The sequence below is a fragment of the Saccharothrix sp. S26 genome (genome assembly GCF_021390395.1).
Lineage (GTDB): Bacteria > Actinomycetota > Actinomycetes > Mycobacteriales > Pseudonocardiaceae > Actinosynnema.
Genome location: NZ_JAJUWT010000003.1, coordinates 82161 through 99220 on the forward strand (window position 1 = coordinate 82161; position 17060 = coordinate 99220).

Consider the following 17060-nt stretch of genomic DNA (forward strand, 5'->3'; position numbering starts at 1 on the left):
AGAGGAGGACGTAGGTGGAACTGCGGGTCCAGGACGGCCGGGCCGTGCTCGCGGGCCGCGACGACGCGGGCGAGCGGGAAGTCGACCCGCACACCCTCCCGCTCGGCGCCGGCCTCGCCGACGCGTTGCACGAGTGGGCGAAGGTGGCCGACGCGGTGACGCGGTCCGACTCGCCTTCCGACGGCGTGGCGAGCGCGCTCGTGACCAGGCGAGGACGTCAGTTGGCGGGGAGGGTGGCGGCCGACATGGGCACTCCGGTGGAGTACACGGACCCGGTGACCGGTGAGCAGGTGGTCGTGGACGTGCCGGCCGAGGACGACCGGCCGGACGACGTGACCGGGTCGGGCGAGGCGGCCGACCTGGTCGACGGGGACGGCGCCGAGGCCGAGGAGCCGGAACCCCGGGAGGAGACCCCCTGGGGCACCGGGCTCACGGTCAGCTTCATCGTCGCGGCCGTGGTGACGTTCACCGTCCACACCCTGTCGGTCGGCCTGGGCGAGACCAGCCAGTGGCTCGCGCTGCTGGCGAACGTCCTGGTGGTCGGCGGCATCGCCCCGTCCGTGTGGCTGGCGCGGAACGTGCCGGTGTGGCGGTGGGTCGCGTACGGCGTGGTGGCGGGTGTGCTGGCGGCCTGGCTGTCGTTGCTGCTGACGACCCTGCTGAGCCCCTAGGCCAGCGAGTCCCGCCAGGCGGTGTGCAGCGCGGCGAACCGGCCGCGCCCGCCGATCAGCTCCTCCGGCGTGCCGTCCTCCACCACGCGGCCGCCGTCGAGCACCAGCACCCGGTCGGCGATCATCACGGTGGACAGGCGGTGGGCGATGATGAACGCCGTCCGCTCGGCCAGCACGGTCTCCAGCGCGCGCTGCACCGCCCGTTCGGTCGGCACGTCCAAGCTGGACGTCGCCTCGTCCAGCACCAGCACCGCCGGATCGGCCAGGAACGCCCGCGCGAACGCCACCATCTGCCGCTGCCCGGCCGACAGCCGACCGCCGCGCTTGCGCACGTCGGTGTCGTAGCCGTCGGGCAGCGCCCGGATGAACTCGTCCGCGCCGACCGCCCGTGCCGCGGACTCGATCTCCTCCCGGGTCGCGGAGGGGCGGCCCAGCGCGATGTTGTCCAGCACCGACCCGTCGATCAGGAAGTTCTCCTGCGTCACCATGACGACCGCGCGGCGCAGCTCGGCGTCGGCGACCGACCGCAGGTCCACCCCGTCGAGCCGGACCGAACCCGCGGTCGGGTCGTAGAACCGGGCCACCAGCTTGGCCAGCGTCGACTTGCCCGCCCCGGTCGCGCCGACCAGCGCCACGGTCTGCCCGGCGGGCACGGTCAGGTCGAACGGCGGCAGCACCAGGGGCGTCGAGTCGGAGTAGCGGAACTCGACGCCGTCGAACCGGACCGAGCCCCGCACGTCGCCCAGCGGGGTCGGCTCCTCGGGCTCGCGCACCCGCGGCCGCTCCTCGAGCAGGCCGGAGATCTTCTCAAGCGCGGCGGTGGCCGAGGCGTAGGCGTTGGCGAACATGGCGAGCTGGTCGAACGGGTCGTAGAACCGCCGCACGTACAGCGTGAACGCGGCCAGCACGCCCAGTTCGAGCTGCCCGTTCGCCACCCGGAACGCGCCCCAGGCCAGGATCACGGCCAGCGACAGGTTGCCGATCACCCGGACCAGCGAGGTGAACGCCGCCATCACGCCCATCGCGTCGGTGTTGGCGTCGCGGAACCGGGCGTTCAGCTCGCCCATGATCTTCTCGTTGCGCCGCTCGCGCCGGAACGCCTGCACCGCGCGGATGCCGTTCATGGTCTCCACGAACTGCACGATGATCTTGGCGATCGCGCCGCGCGTGTGCCGGTAGGCCCGCCCGGAACGGCGGCGGAACCAGCGGGTCAGCAGGATCAGCGGCAGGAAGCCCGACAGCACGACCAGGGCGAGCGGGACGTCCAGGTAGAGCAGGACCACCGAGATGCCCAGCAGCGACAGCATCGAGGTGAAGAAGCCGTCCAAGCCCTCTTCGAGCAGGTCTTGCAGCGAGTCGACGTCGCTGGTCAGGCGGGAGATGACCTTGCCGGAGGTGTACTTCTCGTGGAACGAGACCGACAGGCGCTGGGCGTGCCGGAACACGCGTTCGCGCAGGACCAGCAGCACGTCCTGGCCGATGCGGCCGGTGAGCCGGACGAACGTCCAGCGCAGGAGCGTGGCCGAGATCGCGGCGACGACGTAGCCGCCGACGCACCAGGCCAGCGCCTCGGGGCGGCCGTCCAGCGCGGCCGGCACGCCGGTGTCGATGGCGGCGGCGATGAGCAGCGGACCGGCGAGGTTGACCACGTTCTCCGCGATCACGATCAGCAGCGCGAGGATCGCGGCCCGGGTGTGGGGGCGCAGCAGCTCGGCCAGCAGGCGGCGGGAGCGGGCCTGGAGCTTGACGCCGGTGGCGTAGTCGACGTCCTCGACGTCCTCGGCGGCGACGCCCCGCCAGGCTTCGTCGTCGTTGTCGTCCTGGGGCCCGCGTCGGGGCTCGGTCGCGGTGCTCACGCCGCCACCTCCTCGTCCTCCATCGTGGACAACAGGTTGCGGTAGTCCTCGTTGTCCGCCAGCAGTTGCGCGTGCGTGCCGGTGGCCGCGATCCGGCCGTCGACCAGCATCGCGACGCGGTCGGCCAGTTGCACGGTGCTCGGGCGGTGGGCGACGACGAGCGCGGTGACGCCCTTGAGCACGCGGCGCAGCGCGGCCTCGACCTCGGCCTCGGTGTGCACGTCCAGCGCGGACAGCGGGTCGTCCAGGACCAGCACGGCCGGGTGGCCCGCGACCGCGCGGGCCAGCGCCAGGCGTTGCCGCTGGCCGCCGGACAGCGACAGGCCCTGCTCGCCGATCCGGGTGTCCAGGCCCCACGGGAGGGCGTTGACGAACTCCTCCGCGCGGGCCACCTTCAACGCCTCGCGGACCCGTTCCTCGCTGACGTCCTTCGAGCCCAGGGCCACGTTCTCGGTGACGCTCGCGGAGAACAGGATCGGCTCCTCGAACGCGGTGCCGACGACGCGGCGCAGCTCGGCCAGGTCCAGGTCGCGGACGTCGACGCCGTCGAGCGTGACGCGGCCGGCGGTGACGTCGGCCAGGCGCGGCACGAGCGCGGTGACGGTGGTCTTGCCCGAGCCGGTGGCCCCGACGAGGGCGACGGTCTCACCCGGTCGCAGGTCCAGGTCGACGCCCCGCAGCACCTCGTCGTCGGAACCGGGGTGGTGGTAGCGGACGCCCTCGAAGCGGACGTGCCCGCGGACGGGCGTGGCCAGGGGCTTCGGGTCGGCCGGGGTGGTGACGGTGACCTCGGTGTCGATCACCTCGAAGTACCGTTCGAGGGCGGAGGCGGTGGAGTTCGTCTCCGCCAGCAACCACCCGATCGAGTCGATCGGCCAGCGCAGGTAGGCGCTCACCGTGACGGCCGCGACGAGCGTGCCGACGGTGACGGTGCCGTTGGCGATGCCGATCGAGCCGAAGGCGAGCTGGCCCGCGATGCCCAGCTCGGGCAGCACGATCAGCACCGCCCAGAGCGCGGCGAAGATCCGGACCTTCGCGATCTCGGTGTCGCGCAGCTCCCGGGCCTGGCGGACGAACCGCTTGGTCAGGTGCGGCCCGCGACCGAATGCCTTCAGGACGCGGATGCCCAGGACGGACTCCTCGACCACGGTGGTGAGGTCGCCGGACTGGTCCTGCGCGCGGCGGGCGACGACCTTGAACCTGCTCTCGAACAAGTAGGACAGGACGACCAGCGGCAGGGTGCCGGCCAGCACCACCAGGCCGAGCATCGGCGACAGCCAGAACAGCACGCCCAGGCCGGTCAGCACGACCAGGGTGTTGACCACCAGGAAGATCACGGCGAAGCCGACGAACCGCCGCACCTGGGTCAGGTCGGTCGTGGCGCGGGACAGCAGCTGCCCCGACTGGTAGCGGTCGTGGAAGGCCACCTGCAGGTCCTGCAAGTGGTGGTACAGCTCGTCGCGCATCCGCGCCTCGACGTCCGACGCCGGTCCGGCGATCAGCTTGCGCCGGGCGTAGAACAGGCCCGCCTCGGCGCAGCCGAGCGCCACGATGACGCCGATGAGCAGCGGCAACGCGCCCAGGTCGCGGCCGGCGATCGGGCCGTCCACGATCTGTTGGGTGATCAGCGGGATGCCCAGGCCGCACATCATCGCCAGCATGGTGGCGACCATCGCCAGCACGACGGGCGTGCGAACAGGTTTCAGGTACGGCCACAGCCTGCGCAGTGTCGCGGCTGTGGAAGTACGGTCTTCCGACACGAGTCCCCCTCCGGTCCACCCCGACGTTACGAAGGTGGACCGACCATCGGCATCCTGTTTTCCTGTCCCCGACCCTGCAAGCTGGACCTAGGTGGAGGTCAAGGTGGAGGTGCGGTTCCTGCGGGCGGAGGCGACCATGGCGTTCCCGCGCGGGAGGTTGTTGGCGGTGCGCGGGGGGCGGTTGTACGTGCTCGCGCCGGACGGGTGGGACGCGGTCGGTGGGCGGCGGCCGGAGGGTGCGCGGCCCATCAGCCGGGAGGAGGCGGTGCGGTGGTGCCGGTTCGAGGGGTTCGGGGAGGAGGTGTTGGAGCAGGTGCCCCTGCCGGGGTGACGGGGGCTGGTTTCGGTCGGTGCCTCTTCTGTCAGTGCTTCCTGCGGAGGATGGTGGGGGCGGTGAGGAGGGCGGCCAGGCCGTAGCTCGCGCCGGCCAGCAGGGTCAGCACGGTCCACTTGTCGCCCAGGGAGGTGAAGTGGTCCGGGAGCTTGAAGTAGTGGGCCAGGCCCAGCAGGATCGGGCCCAGCAGGATGATCGGCCACACCGGGCGGACCTTCAGCAGCCACAGGAGCGGGCCCGCGAGCAGGGCGCTGACCAGCAGCGCGATCGGCAGGCCGATGACGACCAGCAGGATGAACTCGCCCAGCGTGCTTTCGTTGACGATCCGGTCGAGCACGCCGCCGCGGTAGGCCCAGATCCAGGCGGTCAGCAGCGCGGAACCCACGAAGGCCGACACCAGGACGCGCACCAGCACCTTGACCGCGAAGCCGCCCGCGGTCAGGCGTGAGGTCGGTGGGGTCTCAGCCACGGGCAGAAGTGTGGCTCACCGGGTGGCGCGCTGTCACCGGGGCGGCGAGGACGAAACCGAGCACGCCGGCGGCCACCGAGCCCGCGGGGATCGAGACCCAGACGGTCAGGAGGGTCAGGGCGGCGGTGAAGGTGACGCCCACGATGGCGTAGCCCAGGGGGCGGGCTTGGTGGGCGGCGCGCAGGACGAGCCAGGCGATGAGGGCGCCGAGGATCAGGCTGATCGGCATGGCGACCAGGCCCAGGGCCAGGCAGTCCCAGTCGTCGGTCGAGCAGATGGTTCCGGAGGCGATGAACTCGCGCAGGCCCCACCAGGCGGCGCCCAGGGCTGCGCCCAAGACGGCTCCGGTGACCAAGCGTCCCAGCATGGGTGGTGGTTACCCGGGTGATCGTTGCCGGTAAACGGGCGGGTGGGGTGGGGTGTGGGCGGTCGGGTCTCGGGTCAAGTCCCGAGGTCAAGGCGGGGGAAGAGTCCGGCTCCATTTGACAGGGGGCCCGTACGGGCACTCCAGGCTGGTCGAAGCCGGCAGGCCCGGCGGGGAAAAGCGTCCCGCCGGGCCTGCCGGCTTCGACCAGCCTAAAGCACCCGAACCCATGTCAAATCGGGCCTCTGCGGTAGAGTTCCGCGTCCGTTGTGGGTCAGCCCCGGGTGGAGCGGACGCCCAGGAGGACGTCTTCCCACGACGGGACGATCGGGTGGTTCTTCTTGCCGCGCTTTGGTGGGGGGTCCTTGCGCGGTGGTTGTGGTTTGGTGCCCGGGGCCGGTTGAGGGGGGATCGGGTCCTCGGCGGCCGGGGGTTCCGGGGTTGGTTGCGGGTCCTGGGCAGGCGGAGGAGGTGGTGGGGCCGGTTCCTCGCGGACGAGGATTTCTGGTTCCTCCGGCTTTTCCAGTTCCAGGGCTTGGCGGGCCAGTTGGGTGACCGGGCGGACGGTGCGCAGGGTCCGGTTCGGGTTCGGGTCCATCAGTTCCATGGCGCCGTCGTCCAGGGCCGTGACCGTGCCGCCTTGCGCGCCCGGGTGGAACGCCCAGTGGGCCAGGTTGTCCGACCTGCCGGCGGTCCAGTGCAGTTGGACGACCCAGCGGCCGTCCTCGCCGCGCCACGAGTCCCAGCTCACGTCGGCGTAGTCCTGGCCGCGCAGGCCGAACGAGTGCGCGACGACCTCGCCGAGGGTCTGCACGTCCGGGCCGTCCTCGCGGACGGGGTGGGCGCGCTGGGCCAGTTCGGCGGTGCGGGAGCGTTCGAGGAGGACCGGGTAGGCGTAGCGCTCGACCCGGTGGGTGGGCAGGCCGGCGGCGGCCGCCACCTGGGCCACGGACTCACCCGCGCGGATGCGGGCCTGGATCTCGCGGGGGCGCATCTGGCTCTCGACCTCGATCTCGATCTGGCCGAGACGGGTCAGGTCGCCGCGGGCGGCCGCGCGCAGGCGTTCGTCGGCGGGGAGCACGAAGCGCTCGCCGCGATCCGGGTCCTCGAGGATGACGGACTTGCCGTCGTCTTCGAGCCCGATGACTCGCAACGCTCGCATCATGGCCTCCCGGATGGCTCACCTCGCCGAGTACTCACGTTAATGCGGCGCGCCGCCTTGACGGGGGAGACTCGCCGTGGTCACCGATATCTTCGTGTGATCTTGCCGTATGTCGGCCGCGCGCGCACGTTCGTTACCCCAAGGTTCACCTGTGCGGCCCCGGGGCGAGGTGGGTTCGGGATGCCGAAGTGCCTGGTGGAACACGACGGGGGCCGTCCCGTGGTGGGACGGCCCCCGTCGGCGGACTCGGCTGGTCAGAGCTGGGAGACGACCCAGTCGACGGCCTTGGTGAGGGTGCTCACGTCGGTCGGCTCGACGGCCGGGAACATGGCGACCCGGAGCTGGTTGCGGCCCAGCTTGCGGTACGGCTCGACGTCCACGATGCCGTTCGCGCGCAGCACCTTGGCGACCGCGGCGGCGTCGACGGAGTCGTCGAAGTCGATGGTGCCGACGACCTGCGAGCGGTGGGCCGGGTCGGCCACGTACGGGGTCGTGTAGGAGGTCGACTCGGCCCACGAGTAGAGGCGGGACGACGAGTCGGCGGTCCGCTCCACGGCCCACTGGAGGCCGCCGTTGCCCAGGATCCACTCGATCTGGTTGTTGAGCAGGAACAGGGTGGCCAGGGCGGGCGTGTTGTAGGTCTGGTCCTTGGTGGAGTTGTCCAGCGCCGTGGTCAGCGACAGGAACTCCGGCACCCAGCGGCCCGACTGGCCGATCTCGGCGACGCGCTCCAGGGCGGCCGGCGACATCAGGGCGATCCACAGGCCGCCGTCGGAGGCGAAGCACTTCTGCGGCGCGAAGTAGTAGACGTCGAAGTCGGCCGGGTCGACCGGCAGGCCGCCCGCGCCCGAGGTGGCGTCGATGGCGATGAGCGCGCCGTCGCTGTTCGCGGGGCGGGAGACGGGCACGGCGACGCCCGTCGAGGTCTCGTTGTGCGCCCAGCCCACGAGGTCCGCGCCCTCGGCGTAGGTGATCTCGGGCGCGCTGCCCGGGTCGGCCTTGACCACGATCGACTCGCCCAGGAACGGCGCGTCGTTGGTGACCTTGGCGAACTTGGAGGAGAACTCGCCGTAGGTGAAGTGCTGCGCGCGCTCGCGGACCAGGCCGAACGCGGCGGCGTCCCAGAACGCGGTGGTGCCGCCGTTGCCCAGGACGACCTCGTAGCCCTCGGGCAGCGAGAACAGCTCCCGCAGACCGGCGCGCACCGAGCCGACCAGGGATTTCACCGGCTTCTGCCGGTGGGAGGTGCCCATCAGCGCGGCGCCCTCGGCCGCGAGCGCCGCGAGGGCCTCGGGACGGACCTTGGAGGGCCCGCACCCGAACCGGCCGTCGGACGGCAGCAGGTCGGAGGGCAGGACCAACGTGGTCGGGTCGGCGGTCTGGGTCATCGCGAAGCCTCCGGTTACGGGGAGGGGGTCGGCACGACCGGCGCCGTTGCCGGGGCCTTAAGTGTTGCAGCCGCGTGGCCGGCCGGTGACAGGCGGGTGTCCTGGCTCACGTGGAATCACCGTCGGTGACCTCGCGCGGGTGCGTGTCGTGGTCGGCCCGGTCGTAGCCGACGAAGATCCACAGGTCGTGGCGGCCGTCGTTGCGGATGGTGTGCGCCCAGTTCGGGGGCGGCGCGACCAGCACCCCACCCGATCCGGTGAACGTCCGGTGGTGGGTGGGTGTGCCCGGGCCGGTGTCCCAGTGCAGTGACCAGGTGTCCTGGTAGACGACGGCGAGCAGTTCGCCCTTGGTGGCGTGGTAGTGCTGGCCGCGGGTCCGACCCGGTCGGATCGAGGCGAGGTGGGCGTCCGCGATCGGGCCGATCGCGGACAGGTCGGGCAGGGTGAAGCTGACGCCCCGCTCGTCGGAGAAGGGCGTCAGCGGCGTGACGGGCAGGTCGGTCACGCGATCTCGGACCAGCCCTCCACCTCGGACGGCTTGCGCGGGCCGGGGCCGACGTACTTGGCGGACGGGCGGACGAGGCGGCCGGTGCGCTTCTGCTCCAGGATGTGCGCCGACCAGCCGGCGGTGCGGGCGCAGGTGAACATCGCGGGCATCATGTGCGGCGGCACCTGGGCGAAGTCGAGGATCACCGCGGCCCAGAACTCGACGTTGGTCTCGATGGCGCGGTCCGGGCGGCGTTCGCGCAGCTCGGCCAGGGCGGCCTGTTCGAGGGCGTTGGCGGCTTCGTAGCGGGTCGCGCCGAGCTCCCGGCACGTGCGGCGCAGCACGCGGGCGCGCGGGTCCTCTGCCCGGTACACGCGGTGGCCGAAGCCCATCAGGCGCTCGCCCCGGTCGAGGATGCCCTTGACGAAGCCCTCCGCGTCGCCGGTGCGCTCGACCTCTTCGATCATGGGCAGCACGCGGGCGGGCGCGCCGCCGTGCAGGGGGCCGGACATCGCGCCGATCGCGCCGGACATGGCCGCGGCGACGTCCGCGCCGGTGGAGGCGATGACGCGGGCGGTGAAGGTGGAGGCGTTGAGGCCGTGCTCGGCGGCCGACACCCAGTAGGCGTCCAGCGCCTTGACGTGGGCCGGGTCGGGCTCGCCGCGCCAGCGGGTGAGGAAGCGCTCGGTGATGGTGGTGCACTCGTCGATGCGGTGCTGCGGCACGGCGGGCCGGCCGATGCCCCGCGCGGACTGCGCCGCGTACGACAGGGCCATGACGGAGGCGCGGGCCAACTGCTCGCGCGCCTGCTCGTCGGTGATGTCCAGCAGCGGCTGGTAGCCCCAGATGGGCGCGACCATGGCCAGCGCGGCCTGCACGTCCACCCGCACGTCACCGGTGTGCACCGGGATGGGGAACGGTTCGGCGGGCGGCAGGCCGGGGCCGAAGCGGCCGTCGACCAGCAGCGCCCAGACGTTGCCGAAGGTCACGTGACCGGCGAGGTCCTCGATGTCCACGCCGCGGTAGCGCAGCGCGCCACCGTCGCGATCGGGTTCGGCGATCTCGGTGCGGAAGGCGACGACGCCTTCGAGACCCGGCCGGAAACCGTCGTCCTCGGTCTGCACCACGCTGTGCGCTCCTTCTCGGCGGAGTGGAAGTTGCAAGCACCTTGCTCCCGTTACGACGTGCCGGCAATCGCGGCCGCGCGTGTCGTCGGTCACGATCAAGGAACCGATTCAGAACGGAGCCGTGATCGTTAAGCCCTTGTTTCCGCCCCGCGTTCGGGGCGTGTCCCGTGGTAGACCACCGGGCATGCACCTGACACCGCACGAGCGGGACAAGCTGCTGGTCCACGTGGCGGCCGACGTCGCGCGCAGGCGGCTGGAGCGCGGGGTGGTCCTGAACTACCCGGAAGCGGTCGCGCTCATCACCGACCACGTGCTCGAAGGCGCGCGGGACGGCCGGACGGTCAGCGAGCTGATGGACAGCGGCCGGCACGTGCTGCGCCGCGACCAGGTGCTCGACGGCGTGCCGGAGATGATCGAGTCCGTGCAGGTGGAGGCGACGTTCCCGGACGGCACCAAGCTCGTGACCGTGCATGACCCGATCGTGTGAGGAGCAGCCCGTGGTCCCTGGCGAGATCATCACCGGCGACGAGCCGGTCGAGCTGAACCCCGGCCGGCCGCGCACCACGCTCGTCGTGGTCAACGCGGCGGACCGCCCGGTGCAGGTGGGGTCGCACTACCACTTCGCGGCGGCCAACCCCGGCCTGGAGTTCGACCGCGAGGCCGCCTGGGGCAAGCGGCTGGACGTCCCGGCGGGCACGGCGGTGCGGTTCGAGCCGGGCGTGGAGCGGGAGGTCGTGCTGGTGCCGATCGCGGGCGCGCGGCGGGTGCCGGGGCTGCGGCCGGAGTGGGCCGGGGACTTGGACGCCGGGAAGCCGGGCGCGGGTGCTTCGGGCGCTTCGGAGCCGGACGCCCGAGGGTCGGGCGCCGGGGAGCCCGCTGGGGAGCTGGACCGGTGAGCGGCATCGACCGACGCCGGTACGCGGAGCTGCTGGGGCCCACGGTCGGTGACCGGATCAGGCTCGCCGACACCGACATCCTGATCGAGGTGACCGAGGACCGGTCGATGGGGCCGCACGGCTCCGGTGACGAGGTGATCTTCGGCGGCGGGAAGGTGATCCGCGAGTCGATGGGCCAGGGCGTGGCCACCCGTGCGGAGGGCGCGCCGGACCTCGTCATCACGGGCGCGGTCGTGCTCGACCACTGGGGCGTGGTGAAGGCGGACGTCGGGGTGCGCGACGGCCGCATCGTGGGCATCGGCAAGGCGGGCAACCCCGACACCATGGACGGGGTGGACCCGGCGCTGGTCATCGGGCCGTCGACCGAGGTGCTGTCGGGCAACGGCAAGGTGCTCACCGCGGGCGGCATCGACTGCCACGTCCACTTCATCACGCCGGGCATCGTGGACGTCGCGGTGGCCTCGGGGCTGACCACGCTGATCGGCGGCGGCACGGGCCCGGCGGAGGGCACGAAGGCCACCACGGTGACGCCCGGCGCGTGGAACCTGGGCCGGATGCTCGCCTCGCTGGACCACATGCCGGTGAACGTGCTGCTGCTCGGCAAGGGCAACACCACGCGCGCGGACGCCCTGCGGGAGCAGTTGGCCGGCGGCGCGGGCGGCTTCAAGCTGCACGAGGACTGGGGCACCACGCCGGCGGCGATCGACGCGTGCCTGCGGGTGGCCGACGAGTCCGGCGTGCAGGTGGCGATCCACACCGACACGCTCAACGAGGCCGGGTTCGTGGAGTCGACGCTGGCGGCCATCGCGGGCCGGTCGATCAACGCCTACCACTCCGAGGGCGCGGGCGGTGGGCACGCGCCGGACATCATCAGGGTGGTGTCGGAGCCGAACGTGCTGCCGTCCTCGACCAACCCCACCCGCCCGCACACGGTGAACACGCTGGAAGAGCACCTGGACATGTTGATGGTGTGCCACCACCTCAACCCGTCCGTGCCCGAGGACCTGGCGTTCGCGGAGAGCCGCATCCGGCCGACCACGATCGCGGCCGAGGACGTCCTGCACGACCTGGGCGCGATCTCGATGATCAGCTCGGACTCGCAGGCCATGGGCCGGGTCGGCGAGGTGATCATCCGGACCTGGCAGACCGCGCACGTGATGCTGCGGCGGTTCGGCGAGACGGCCGACAACCTGCGCGCCCGCCGGTACGTGGCGAAGTACACGATCAACCCGGCCATCGCGCACGGCATCGACCACGAGGTCGGGTCGGTGGAGGTGGGCAAGCTCGCGGACCTGGTGCTGTGGGAGCCGAAGTTCTTCGGCGTGCGGCCGTCGGTGGTGCTCAAGGGCGGGTTCATCGCGCACGCGGCCATGGGTGACGCGAACGCGTCCATCCCCACCCCGCAGCCGGTGTTCGCCCGGCCGATGTTCGGCGCGCACTCGGCGGCGCGCAGCAGCGTGCACTTCGTGTCGCGGCAGGCGGTGGACGCCGACCTGGCGGACGTGCTGCGGCTGGCGCGGCCGTTGGTGGCGGTGCGGGACACGCGGGGCGTCACCAAGGCGGACATGGTGCTCAACGACGCCATGCCGTCGGTGCGGGTGGACCCGGACAGCTTCGCCGTGCGCATCGACGGCGAGCTGGTGGAGCCCGCGCCGGTGGCGGAGCTGCCGATGGCCCAGCGCTACTTCCTGTTCTGATGAACCTCGCGGCGCTGATGATCGCGGACTCCCGGTTCCCGGGCGGCGGGCACGTGCACTCGGGCGGTCTGGAGGAGGCCGTGTCGCGGCGGTTGGTGCACGACGAGGCGTCGTTGCGGTCGTTCCTGGTCGGCCGGCTGCGCACGGCGGGCGCGTTGGGCGCGGTGTTCGCGGCCGCCGCCTGCGGTGGGCGGTACGCGGAGCTGGACGCCGAGCTGGACGCCCGCACGCCGTCGCCCGCCCAGCGCAACGCCTCCCGCGTGCAGGGGCGCGGCATCGCGCGGGCGGCACGGCGGGCGTGGCCGTCGGCGGCGTTGGACGAGCTGCTGCGCCTCACGCCCCGGCCGCACCACCCGATCATCGTCGGCGTGCTGGTGGGCGAGCCGTTCGCGGCCGCGCAGACCGCGGCCTACCACGCGGTGACCGGGCCCGCGACGGGTGCGATCCGGCTGCTCGGGCTGGACCCGTTCGGGGTGAACGCGGTGCTGGCCCGGCTCGCGCCGCGGATCGACGCCATCGCCGCGATGGCCGCCGACCACGTCGGCACCCCGCCCGAGGACCTGCCCGCGCCGAGCGCCCCGGCGCTGGACCTGCTCGCCGAAGCCCACGACCGCCACCACTCGGAAGAGGTGCGTCTCTTTGTCAGCTGACCACGTGCACCCGGTGAACTTCGACCCCGCCGACGCGGGCCACGACCCCCACGAGGCACACGAGCCGCACGAGCACCGGGCGGTGCGGATCGGCATCGGCGGGCCGGTCGGCAGCGGCAAGACCGCGTTGACCGCCGCGCTGTGCCGGGCGTTGGGCGGCAGCGTGAACCTCGCCGTGGTGACCAACGACATCTACACCACCGAGGACGCCGACTTCCTGCGCGCCGCCGGGGTGCTCGACGTCGAGCGGATCGAGGCGGTGCAGACCGGCGCGTGCCCGCACACCGCGATCCGCGACGACATCACCGCCAACCTCGACGCGGTGGAGCTGCTGGAGCACCGGATCCCCGGCCTGGAGCTGGTGATCATCGAGAGCGGCGGCGACAACCTGACCGCGGTGTTCAGCCGCGGGCTGGTGGACCGGCAGATCTTCGTGGTCGACGTGGCGGGCGGCGACAAGGTGCCGCGCAAGGGCGGTCCCGGCGTGACCACCGCGGACCTGCTGGTGATCAACAAGACCGACCTCGCGCCGATGGTGGGCGCCGACCTCGGTGTCATGACGGCCGACGCCCACCGGATGCGCGGCGCGCTACCGGTGATCAGCCAGTCCCTTGTGGACACACCGGACGCGCCCGCGGTGGCCGACTGGGTGCGCGCTCAGCTGCGCACGCTCGCGGCGGTCAGTTGAGCGCCGAACGGGCTCACGTCGCCCGCGCAGCCGTGCTGGTCGGTCATCGGCAGGTACAGCGGCGCGGTCTCGTCCGGCGGGAACACGCGGATGCCCCACACGGGCGTCTTGCGGCACGTGCCCGGGTCGAAGTTGTCGACTTGGGCGAAGCCGACGTCCGAGACGGCCGAGGCGCCGTGCGGCAGGGTGAGCGTCGATCCGCGTTCGCCGACGCGCACGGCCGCCGCGCCGACCTGGTTGCCGTTGCTGTCCACATAGGACACACCGGGGAAGCCGCGCAGCGCGCACGTGCGCAGCCCCCGGTTGGTGAGCACGACCTCCCGGTACACGGTGCCGGCCGCGCCTCCCACCTGGCCGAACCGGATGTCGAGGCCCACCGACTCGCACGTGGTGACCTCGGCTGCCTGTGCGACGGCGGCCCCGCCCGTGGCGAGCACGGCGGCCGTTATCGCGACTGTTGCGAAGAATCTCCTCATCACGATCTCCCCCGAGATGCGTGGGTGGCAGGTCCACCCGATCCGGGGACGTGCCGGCGGTCACCGGGGTTGCTCCGGTGAGGGCGCGGGCTCGCCTGGTCGTGGCACTCGACCCGAACGGCCGAACGGTCGTGCGCGAGCTGCGGTCGATGGCACCCCTGCGGCTCGTGCCGCGCCGAGGGCCCCGGGAGGTGGCGTTGGCGCACCTGGTCAGCGCCGTGACGGCACCGCTCGGTGGCGACGACCTGGAACTGCGCGTGACGGTCGAGGCCGGCGCGTCGCTGGAGCTGCGCGGGGTGGCCGCGACGCTGGCGCTGCCGGGGAGGCACCCCGGCGGCAGCCGTGCGGTGGTCGACGTGGAATTGGCCGACGGCGCGTCGTTGGCCTACTTGCCGGAAGCGACCGTCGTCACCGCGCGTGCGTGCCACGAATCGGTATTTCGCGCACGGATGGGGGAAGGCGCTCGGTTGCGCACGCGGGAAATCGTCGTGCTGGGCCGCGTGAACGAACGACCCGGCTCGCTCACCACGACGCTGGACGTCCGGCGAAACGGTCCGGTAATTCGTCAGACATCTCAATTGGGAACGCCCGAAGTGGATGACAGCCCGGCCGGGCTGGCGGGCCGCCGGGTGTTCGGCACCGAGCTCCTGTGCTGGGACGACGACGTTCCGGAAGCGATTTCAGAACCGTGGTGGTCGCTCGTGCCGCTCGCCCGCGGCGGAAGTCTGGCCACCGCGTTGGGCGACGACGCGGTGACCGTGGAACGCGCGCTCGACGAAGCGCGGGCCAGGCATCCGGGCTCGAAGGGTTTCTGACTCGATCTCGTGCACGATTCCGAGGCGAGGCTCACACCGAAAGTCACGGATCGGGTGGCGGTCATCACCGTGCGGGCGGTTTCGCCTTCGGCCCCGAACCCGTACGGTCGCGGGATCGCCAGGTGCCACAAGTGCCTTGGCCAGGCTTGAGCACGCTCCGGGAGGTCGGGATGTCGGAGACGACGAACATCGCGTTGCCGTCGATGCGCGTGTCCTACGAACAGGGCTCGCTCACAGAGAGCGACCTCGCGGCCAGTTGGCACGAGCAGTTGCAGCTGTGGCTGGACCAGGCGACGAGCGCGGGCCTGCCCGAGCCGAACGCGATGGTGCTCGCGACCGCCGACACCGAGGGCCGCCCGTCGTCGCGGACGGTGCTGGCCAAGGGCCTGGACGAGCGCGGCCTGGTGTTCTTCACCAACTACACGTCGGCCAAGAGCCACGACCTGATGGCCACCCGGTACGCCTCGGCCACGTTCCCGTGGTTCGCCATGCAGCGGCAGGCCCACGTGCGCGGCACGGTCGAGAAGGTCGGCCCCGCCGAGACCGCGAGCTACTGGGAGAGCCGCCCGCGCGGCTCGCAGCTGGGCGCGTGGGCGTCGCCGCAGTCCCGGGTGGTCAGCGGGCGCTCCACTTTGGAGAGCGCGTTGAACAAGGTCGAGCGGCAGTTCGCCGACGCCGACCGGGTACCGGTGCCGCCCCACTGGGGCGGCTGGCGCATCCGGCCCGAAGAGGTCGAGTTCTGGCAGGGCCGCCGCGACCGCATGCACGACCGCCTCCGCTTCCGCCTCGGCCGTGACGGCTGGGAAGTGCAGCGCATCGCGCCGTAACGCGTTCGTGGAAGACCGGCCCCGTGGCGCTGCACCGCCGCGGGGCCGGTCCGTTCCCGGGGTGGTCCACGTCTCGGTGCAGGACTCGTTAGTTGACGTACGCTAACGACCGTGCGGAGAGTGCTGGGGAAGATCGCCATCGACACCCGACCGCTGAAGGTCGTGGCGTACCGGCGGCTGTGGCTCTCCACCGTGGTGACGGCCATCGGCAGCCAGCTGACCGCGGTGGCCGTGCCCAAGCAGGTGTACGACCTCACCGGGTCGTCGGGCTGGGTGGGCGTGTCGGCCGGTGTGGCGCTGGTGCCGTTGCTGATCTTCGGGCTGTACGGCGGCGCGATCGCGGACGTGGTGGACCGGCGCAAGCTGCTGGTCGTGACGAACACGGGCATCGCGGTGACGTCCGTGCTGCTGTGGGGCCAGGCCGCGCTGCACCTGGACTCGGTGTGGCTGGTGATCGCCCTGCTCGGCCTGCAACAGGTGTTCTTCGCGGTGAACGCGCCCGCCCGGACGGCCTCGATCGCGCGGCTGGTGCCCGCCGACCAGATCCCGGCCGCCACCGCGCTGGGGTCGACGGTGATGATGTTCGGCGGCGTGTTCGGGCCCATGCTGGCCGGTGCGCTGATGCCGGTCGTCGGACTGTCCACGTTGTACCTGGTGGACGCGGTCGCGTTGACGCTGACGATCTGGGCGGTCTGGAAGCTGCCGCCGCTGCCGCCGCTGAGCGGGACGTCGAGGCGGGCCGGGCTGCGGGACGTGGTCGACGGGTTCCGGTACTTGGCCGTGCAGAAGCTGCTGCTGGCGAGCTTCCTGCTGGACATCATCGCGATGGTGTTCGGGATGCCCCGGGCGCTGTTCCCGGAGATGGCCGAGCACACGTTCGGCGACCCGCCCGGCGGCGGGCTGGCGCTGGGCCTGCTGTTCGCCGCGATCCCGCTGGGCGCGATGCTGTGCGGCCTCACGTCCGGGTGGACCTCGCGGGTGACGCGGCACGGCATGGGCGTCGTGGTCGCGGTCGTGGCGTGGGGCGTGGCGATGATCGGGTTCGGGCTGTCGCACGCCCTGTGGCTCGCCGTGGTGTTCCTGGCGATCGGCGGCGCGGCGGACATGATCAGCATGGTGTTCCGCAGCGCGATCCTCCAGTCGGCGGCGACGGACGAGATGCGCGGCCGGATGCAGGGCGTGTTCGTCGTGGTGGTGGCGGGCGGGCCGCGGTTGGCCGACCTGCTGCACGGCACCGCGGGCGCGGCGATCGGCCCCGGCAGCGCCACGGCGGTGGGCGGCCTGCTGGTCGTGGTGGCGACGGCGGTGGCCGTGCTCGCCATCCCGGCCATCAAGCGCTACCGCTTCACGCCCGAGACCGTCGAGTCGGTGGAGCTGCGCGCCTGACCGAGGG

Annotated in this window: 19 protein-coding genes; 10 read left to right on the top strand and 9 right to left on the bottom strand. The window is 72.3% G+C overall.

Going from position 1 to position 17060, the window contains the following annotated elements; translation table 11 throughout:
• Window positions 1–14 precede the first annotated feature (14 nt).
• Window positions 15–671 (top strand): DUF2537 domain-containing protein, encoded by a 657-nt coding sequence (locus tag LZG04_RS05230; RefSeq protein ID WP_233813707.1) that lies wholly within the window; start codon window positions 15–17, stop codon window positions 669–671.
• Here LZG04_RS05230 and LZG04_RS05235 read toward each other — a convergent pair.
• Together LZG04_RS05235 and LZG04_RS05240 are read right to left on the bottom strand one after the other, a co-directional pair.
• Window positions 668–2527 (bottom strand): ABC transporter ATP-binding protein, encoded by a 1860-nt coding sequence (locus LZG04_RS05235; protein WP_233813709.1) that lies wholly within the window; start codon window positions 2525–2527, stop codon window positions 668–670. The genes LZG04_RS05230 and LZG04_RS05235 overlap by 4 nt on opposite strands.
• Window positions 2524–4287 carry an ABC transporter ATP-binding protein gene (locus LZG04_RS05240; protein WP_233813711.1) on the bottom strand — a complete coding sequence of 588 codons (1764 nt, stop codon included), beginning with the start codon at window positions 4285–4287 and terminating at the stop codon, window positions 2524–2526. The genes LZG04_RS05235 and LZG04_RS05240 overlap by 4 nt, the downstream gene beginning before the upstream one ends.
• Window positions 4288–4378: 91 nt before the next feature.
• On the opposite strand from LZG04_RS05240, the gene LZG04_RS05245 reads away from it, so the two are divergent.
• Window positions 4379–4618: a hypothetical protein gene (locus tag LZG04_RS05245; protein WP_233813713.1), complete on the top strand. Its 240-nt coding sequence runs from the start codon at window positions 4379–4381 to the stop codon at window positions 4616–4618.
• Window positions 4619–4649: 31 nt separating this feature from the next.
• On the opposite strand, the gene LZG04_RS05250 is transcribed toward LZG04_RS05245, so the two are convergent.
• The 6 genes from LZG04_RS05250 to LZG04_RS05275 all read right to left on the bottom strand — a co-directional run bounded on the left by LZG04_RS05250 (window position 4650) and on the right by LZG04_RS05275 (window position 9618).
• Complete coding sequence (locus tag LZG04_RS05250; RefSeq protein WP_233813715.1) at window positions 4650–5090, bottom strand: hypothetical protein; 441 nt, start codon at window positions 5088–5090, stop codon at window positions 4650–4652.
• Entirely contained in the window at window positions 5083–5457 is a 375-nt protein-coding gene (locus LZG04_RS05255) for a hypothetical protein (RefSeq protein WP_233813717.1), read from the bottom strand. Before LZG04_RS05255 ends, LZG04_RS05250 begins: the two co-directional genes overlap by 8 nt.
• A 271-nt stretch (window positions 5458–5728) precedes the next feature.
• Window positions 5729–6616, bottom strand: a complete 888-nt coding sequence (sepH, locus tag LZG04_RS05260) for a septation protein SepH (RefSeq protein WP_233813719.1) — start codon at window positions 6614–6616, stop codon at window positions 5729–5731.
• Window positions 6617–6870: 254 nt separating this feature from the next.
• Window positions 6871–8004 (bottom strand): phosphoserine transaminase, encoded by a 1134-nt coding sequence (gene serC, locus LZG04_RS05265; RefSeq protein ID WP_233813721.1) that lies wholly within the window; start codon window positions 8002–8004, stop codon window positions 6871–6873.
• A gap of 106 nt (window positions 8005–8110) precedes the next feature.
• Window positions 8111–8509, bottom strand: coding sequence for a hypothetical protein (locus LZG04_RS05270; RefSeq protein WP_233813724.1), 399 nt, complete (start codon window positions 8507–8509; stop codon window positions 8111–8113).
• The gene (locus LZG04_RS05275) at window positions 8506–9618 is read right to left on the bottom strand and encodes a citrate synthase 2 (RefSeq protein WP_233813726.1); all 1113 of its coding nucleotides are present in this window, start codon (window positions 9616–9618) and stop codon (window positions 8506–8508) included. Before LZG04_RS05275 ends, LZG04_RS05270 begins: the two co-directional genes overlap by 4 nt.
• Before the next feature lie 184 nt (window positions 9619–9802).
• Between LZG04_RS05275 and LZG04_RS05280 the strand changes: the two genes are divergently transcribed.
• The 5 genes from LZG04_RS05280 to ureG are packed head-to-tail and all read left to right on the top strand — an operon-like array spanning window position 9803 to window position 13549.
• Entirely contained in the window at window positions 9803–10105 is a 303-nt protein-coding gene (locus LZG04_RS05280) for an urease subunit gamma (protein WP_141979369.1), read from the top strand.
• Window positions 10106–10115: 10 nt separating this feature from the next.
• Window positions 10116–10514: an urease subunit beta gene (locus tag LZG04_RS05285; RefSeq protein WP_233813728.1), complete on the top strand. Its 399-nt coding sequence runs from the start codon at window positions 10116–10118 to the stop codon at window positions 10512–10514.
• Window positions 10511–12211 carry an urease subunit alpha gene (locus tag LZG04_RS05290; RefSeq protein WP_233813731.1) on the top strand — a complete coding sequence of 567 codons (1701 nt, stop codon included), beginning with the start codon at window positions 10511–10513 and terminating at the stop codon, window positions 12209–12211. Before LZG04_RS05285 ends, LZG04_RS05290 begins: the two co-directional genes overlap by 4 nt.
• Window positions 12211–12861, top strand: a complete 651-nt coding sequence (locus LZG04_RS05295; protein ID WP_233813732.1) for an urease accessory protein UreF — start codon at window positions 12211–12213, stop codon at window positions 12859–12861. Before LZG04_RS05290 ends, LZG04_RS05295 begins: the two co-directional genes overlap by 1 nt.
• 4 nt (window positions 12862–12865) lie before the next feature.
• Window positions 12866–13549, top strand: a complete 684-nt coding sequence (gene ureG, locus LZG04_RS05300; RefSeq protein WP_233814405.1) for an urease accessory protein UreG — start codon at window positions 12866–12868, stop codon at window positions 13547–13549.
• Here the strand turns inward: ureG and LZG04_RS05305 are convergent.
• Window positions 13519–14025: a DUF4232 domain-containing protein gene (locus tag LZG04_RS05305; RefSeq protein ID WP_233813734.1), complete on the bottom strand. Its 507-nt coding sequence runs from the start codon at window positions 14023–14025 to the stop codon at window positions 13519–13521. The two genes, ureG and LZG04_RS05305, sit on opposite strands and share 31 nt — an antisense overlap.
• 77 nt (window positions 14026–14102) lie before the next feature.
• Between LZG04_RS05305 and LZG04_RS05310 the strand changes: the two genes are divergently transcribed.
• The 3 genes from LZG04_RS05310 (at window position 14103) to LZG04_RS05320 (ending at window position 17053) form a co-directional block, all read left to right on the top strand.
• Window positions 14103–14840, top strand: coding sequence for an urease accessory protein UreD (locus LZG04_RS05310; protein WP_233814407.1), 738 nt, complete (start codon window positions 14103–14105; stop codon window positions 14838–14840).
• A 170-nt stretch (window positions 14841–15010) separates the two neighbouring features.
• Window positions 15011–15667 carry a pyridoxamine 5'-phosphate oxidase gene (gene pdxH / locus LZG04_RS05315; protein ID WP_233813737.1) on the top strand — a complete coding sequence of 219 codons (657 nt, stop codon included), beginning with the start codon at window positions 15011–15013 and terminating at the stop codon, window positions 15665–15667.
• 111 nt (window positions 15668–15778) lie between these two features.
• A complete protein-coding gene (locus tag LZG04_RS05320; RefSeq protein ID WP_233813739.1) occupies window positions 15779–17053 on the top strand; it encodes an MFS transporter in 1275 nt (424 codons plus the stop codon).
• Window positions 17054–17060 lie beyond the last annotated feature (7 nt).

What these genes read in the sequence shown, in the direction of transcription:
- pdxH (WP_233813737.1), top strand. Translation starts at nt 15,011, where the DNA reads ATGTCGGAGACGACGAACATCGCGTTGCCGTCGATGCGCGTGTCCTAC.
- sepH (WP_233813719.1), bottom strand. Translation starts at nt 6,616, where the DNA reads ATGCGAGCGTTGCGAGTCATCGGGCTCGAAGACGACGGCAAGTCCGTC.
- LZG04_RS05255 (WP_233813717.1), bottom strand. Translation starts at nt 5,457, where the DNA reads ATGCTGGGACGCTTGGTCACCGGAGCCGTCTTGGGCGCAGCCCTGGGC.
- LZG04_RS05280 (WP_141979369.1), top strand. Translation starts at nt 9,803, where the DNA reads ATGCACCTGACACCGCACGAGCGGGACAAGCTGCTGGTCCACGTGGCG.
- serC (WP_233813721.1), bottom strand. Translation starts at nt 8,004, where the DNA reads ATGACCCAGACCGCCGACCCGACCACGTTGGTCCTGCCCTCCGACCTG.
- LZG04_RS05305 (WP_233813734.1), bottom strand. Translation starts at nt 14,025, where the DNA reads ATGAGGAGATTCTTCGCAACAGTCGCGATAACGGCCGCCGTGCTCGCC.
- LZG04_RS05295 (WP_233813732.1), top strand. Translation starts at nt 12,211, where the DNA reads ATGAACCTCGCGGCGCTGATGATCGCGGACTCCCGGTTCCCGGGCGGC.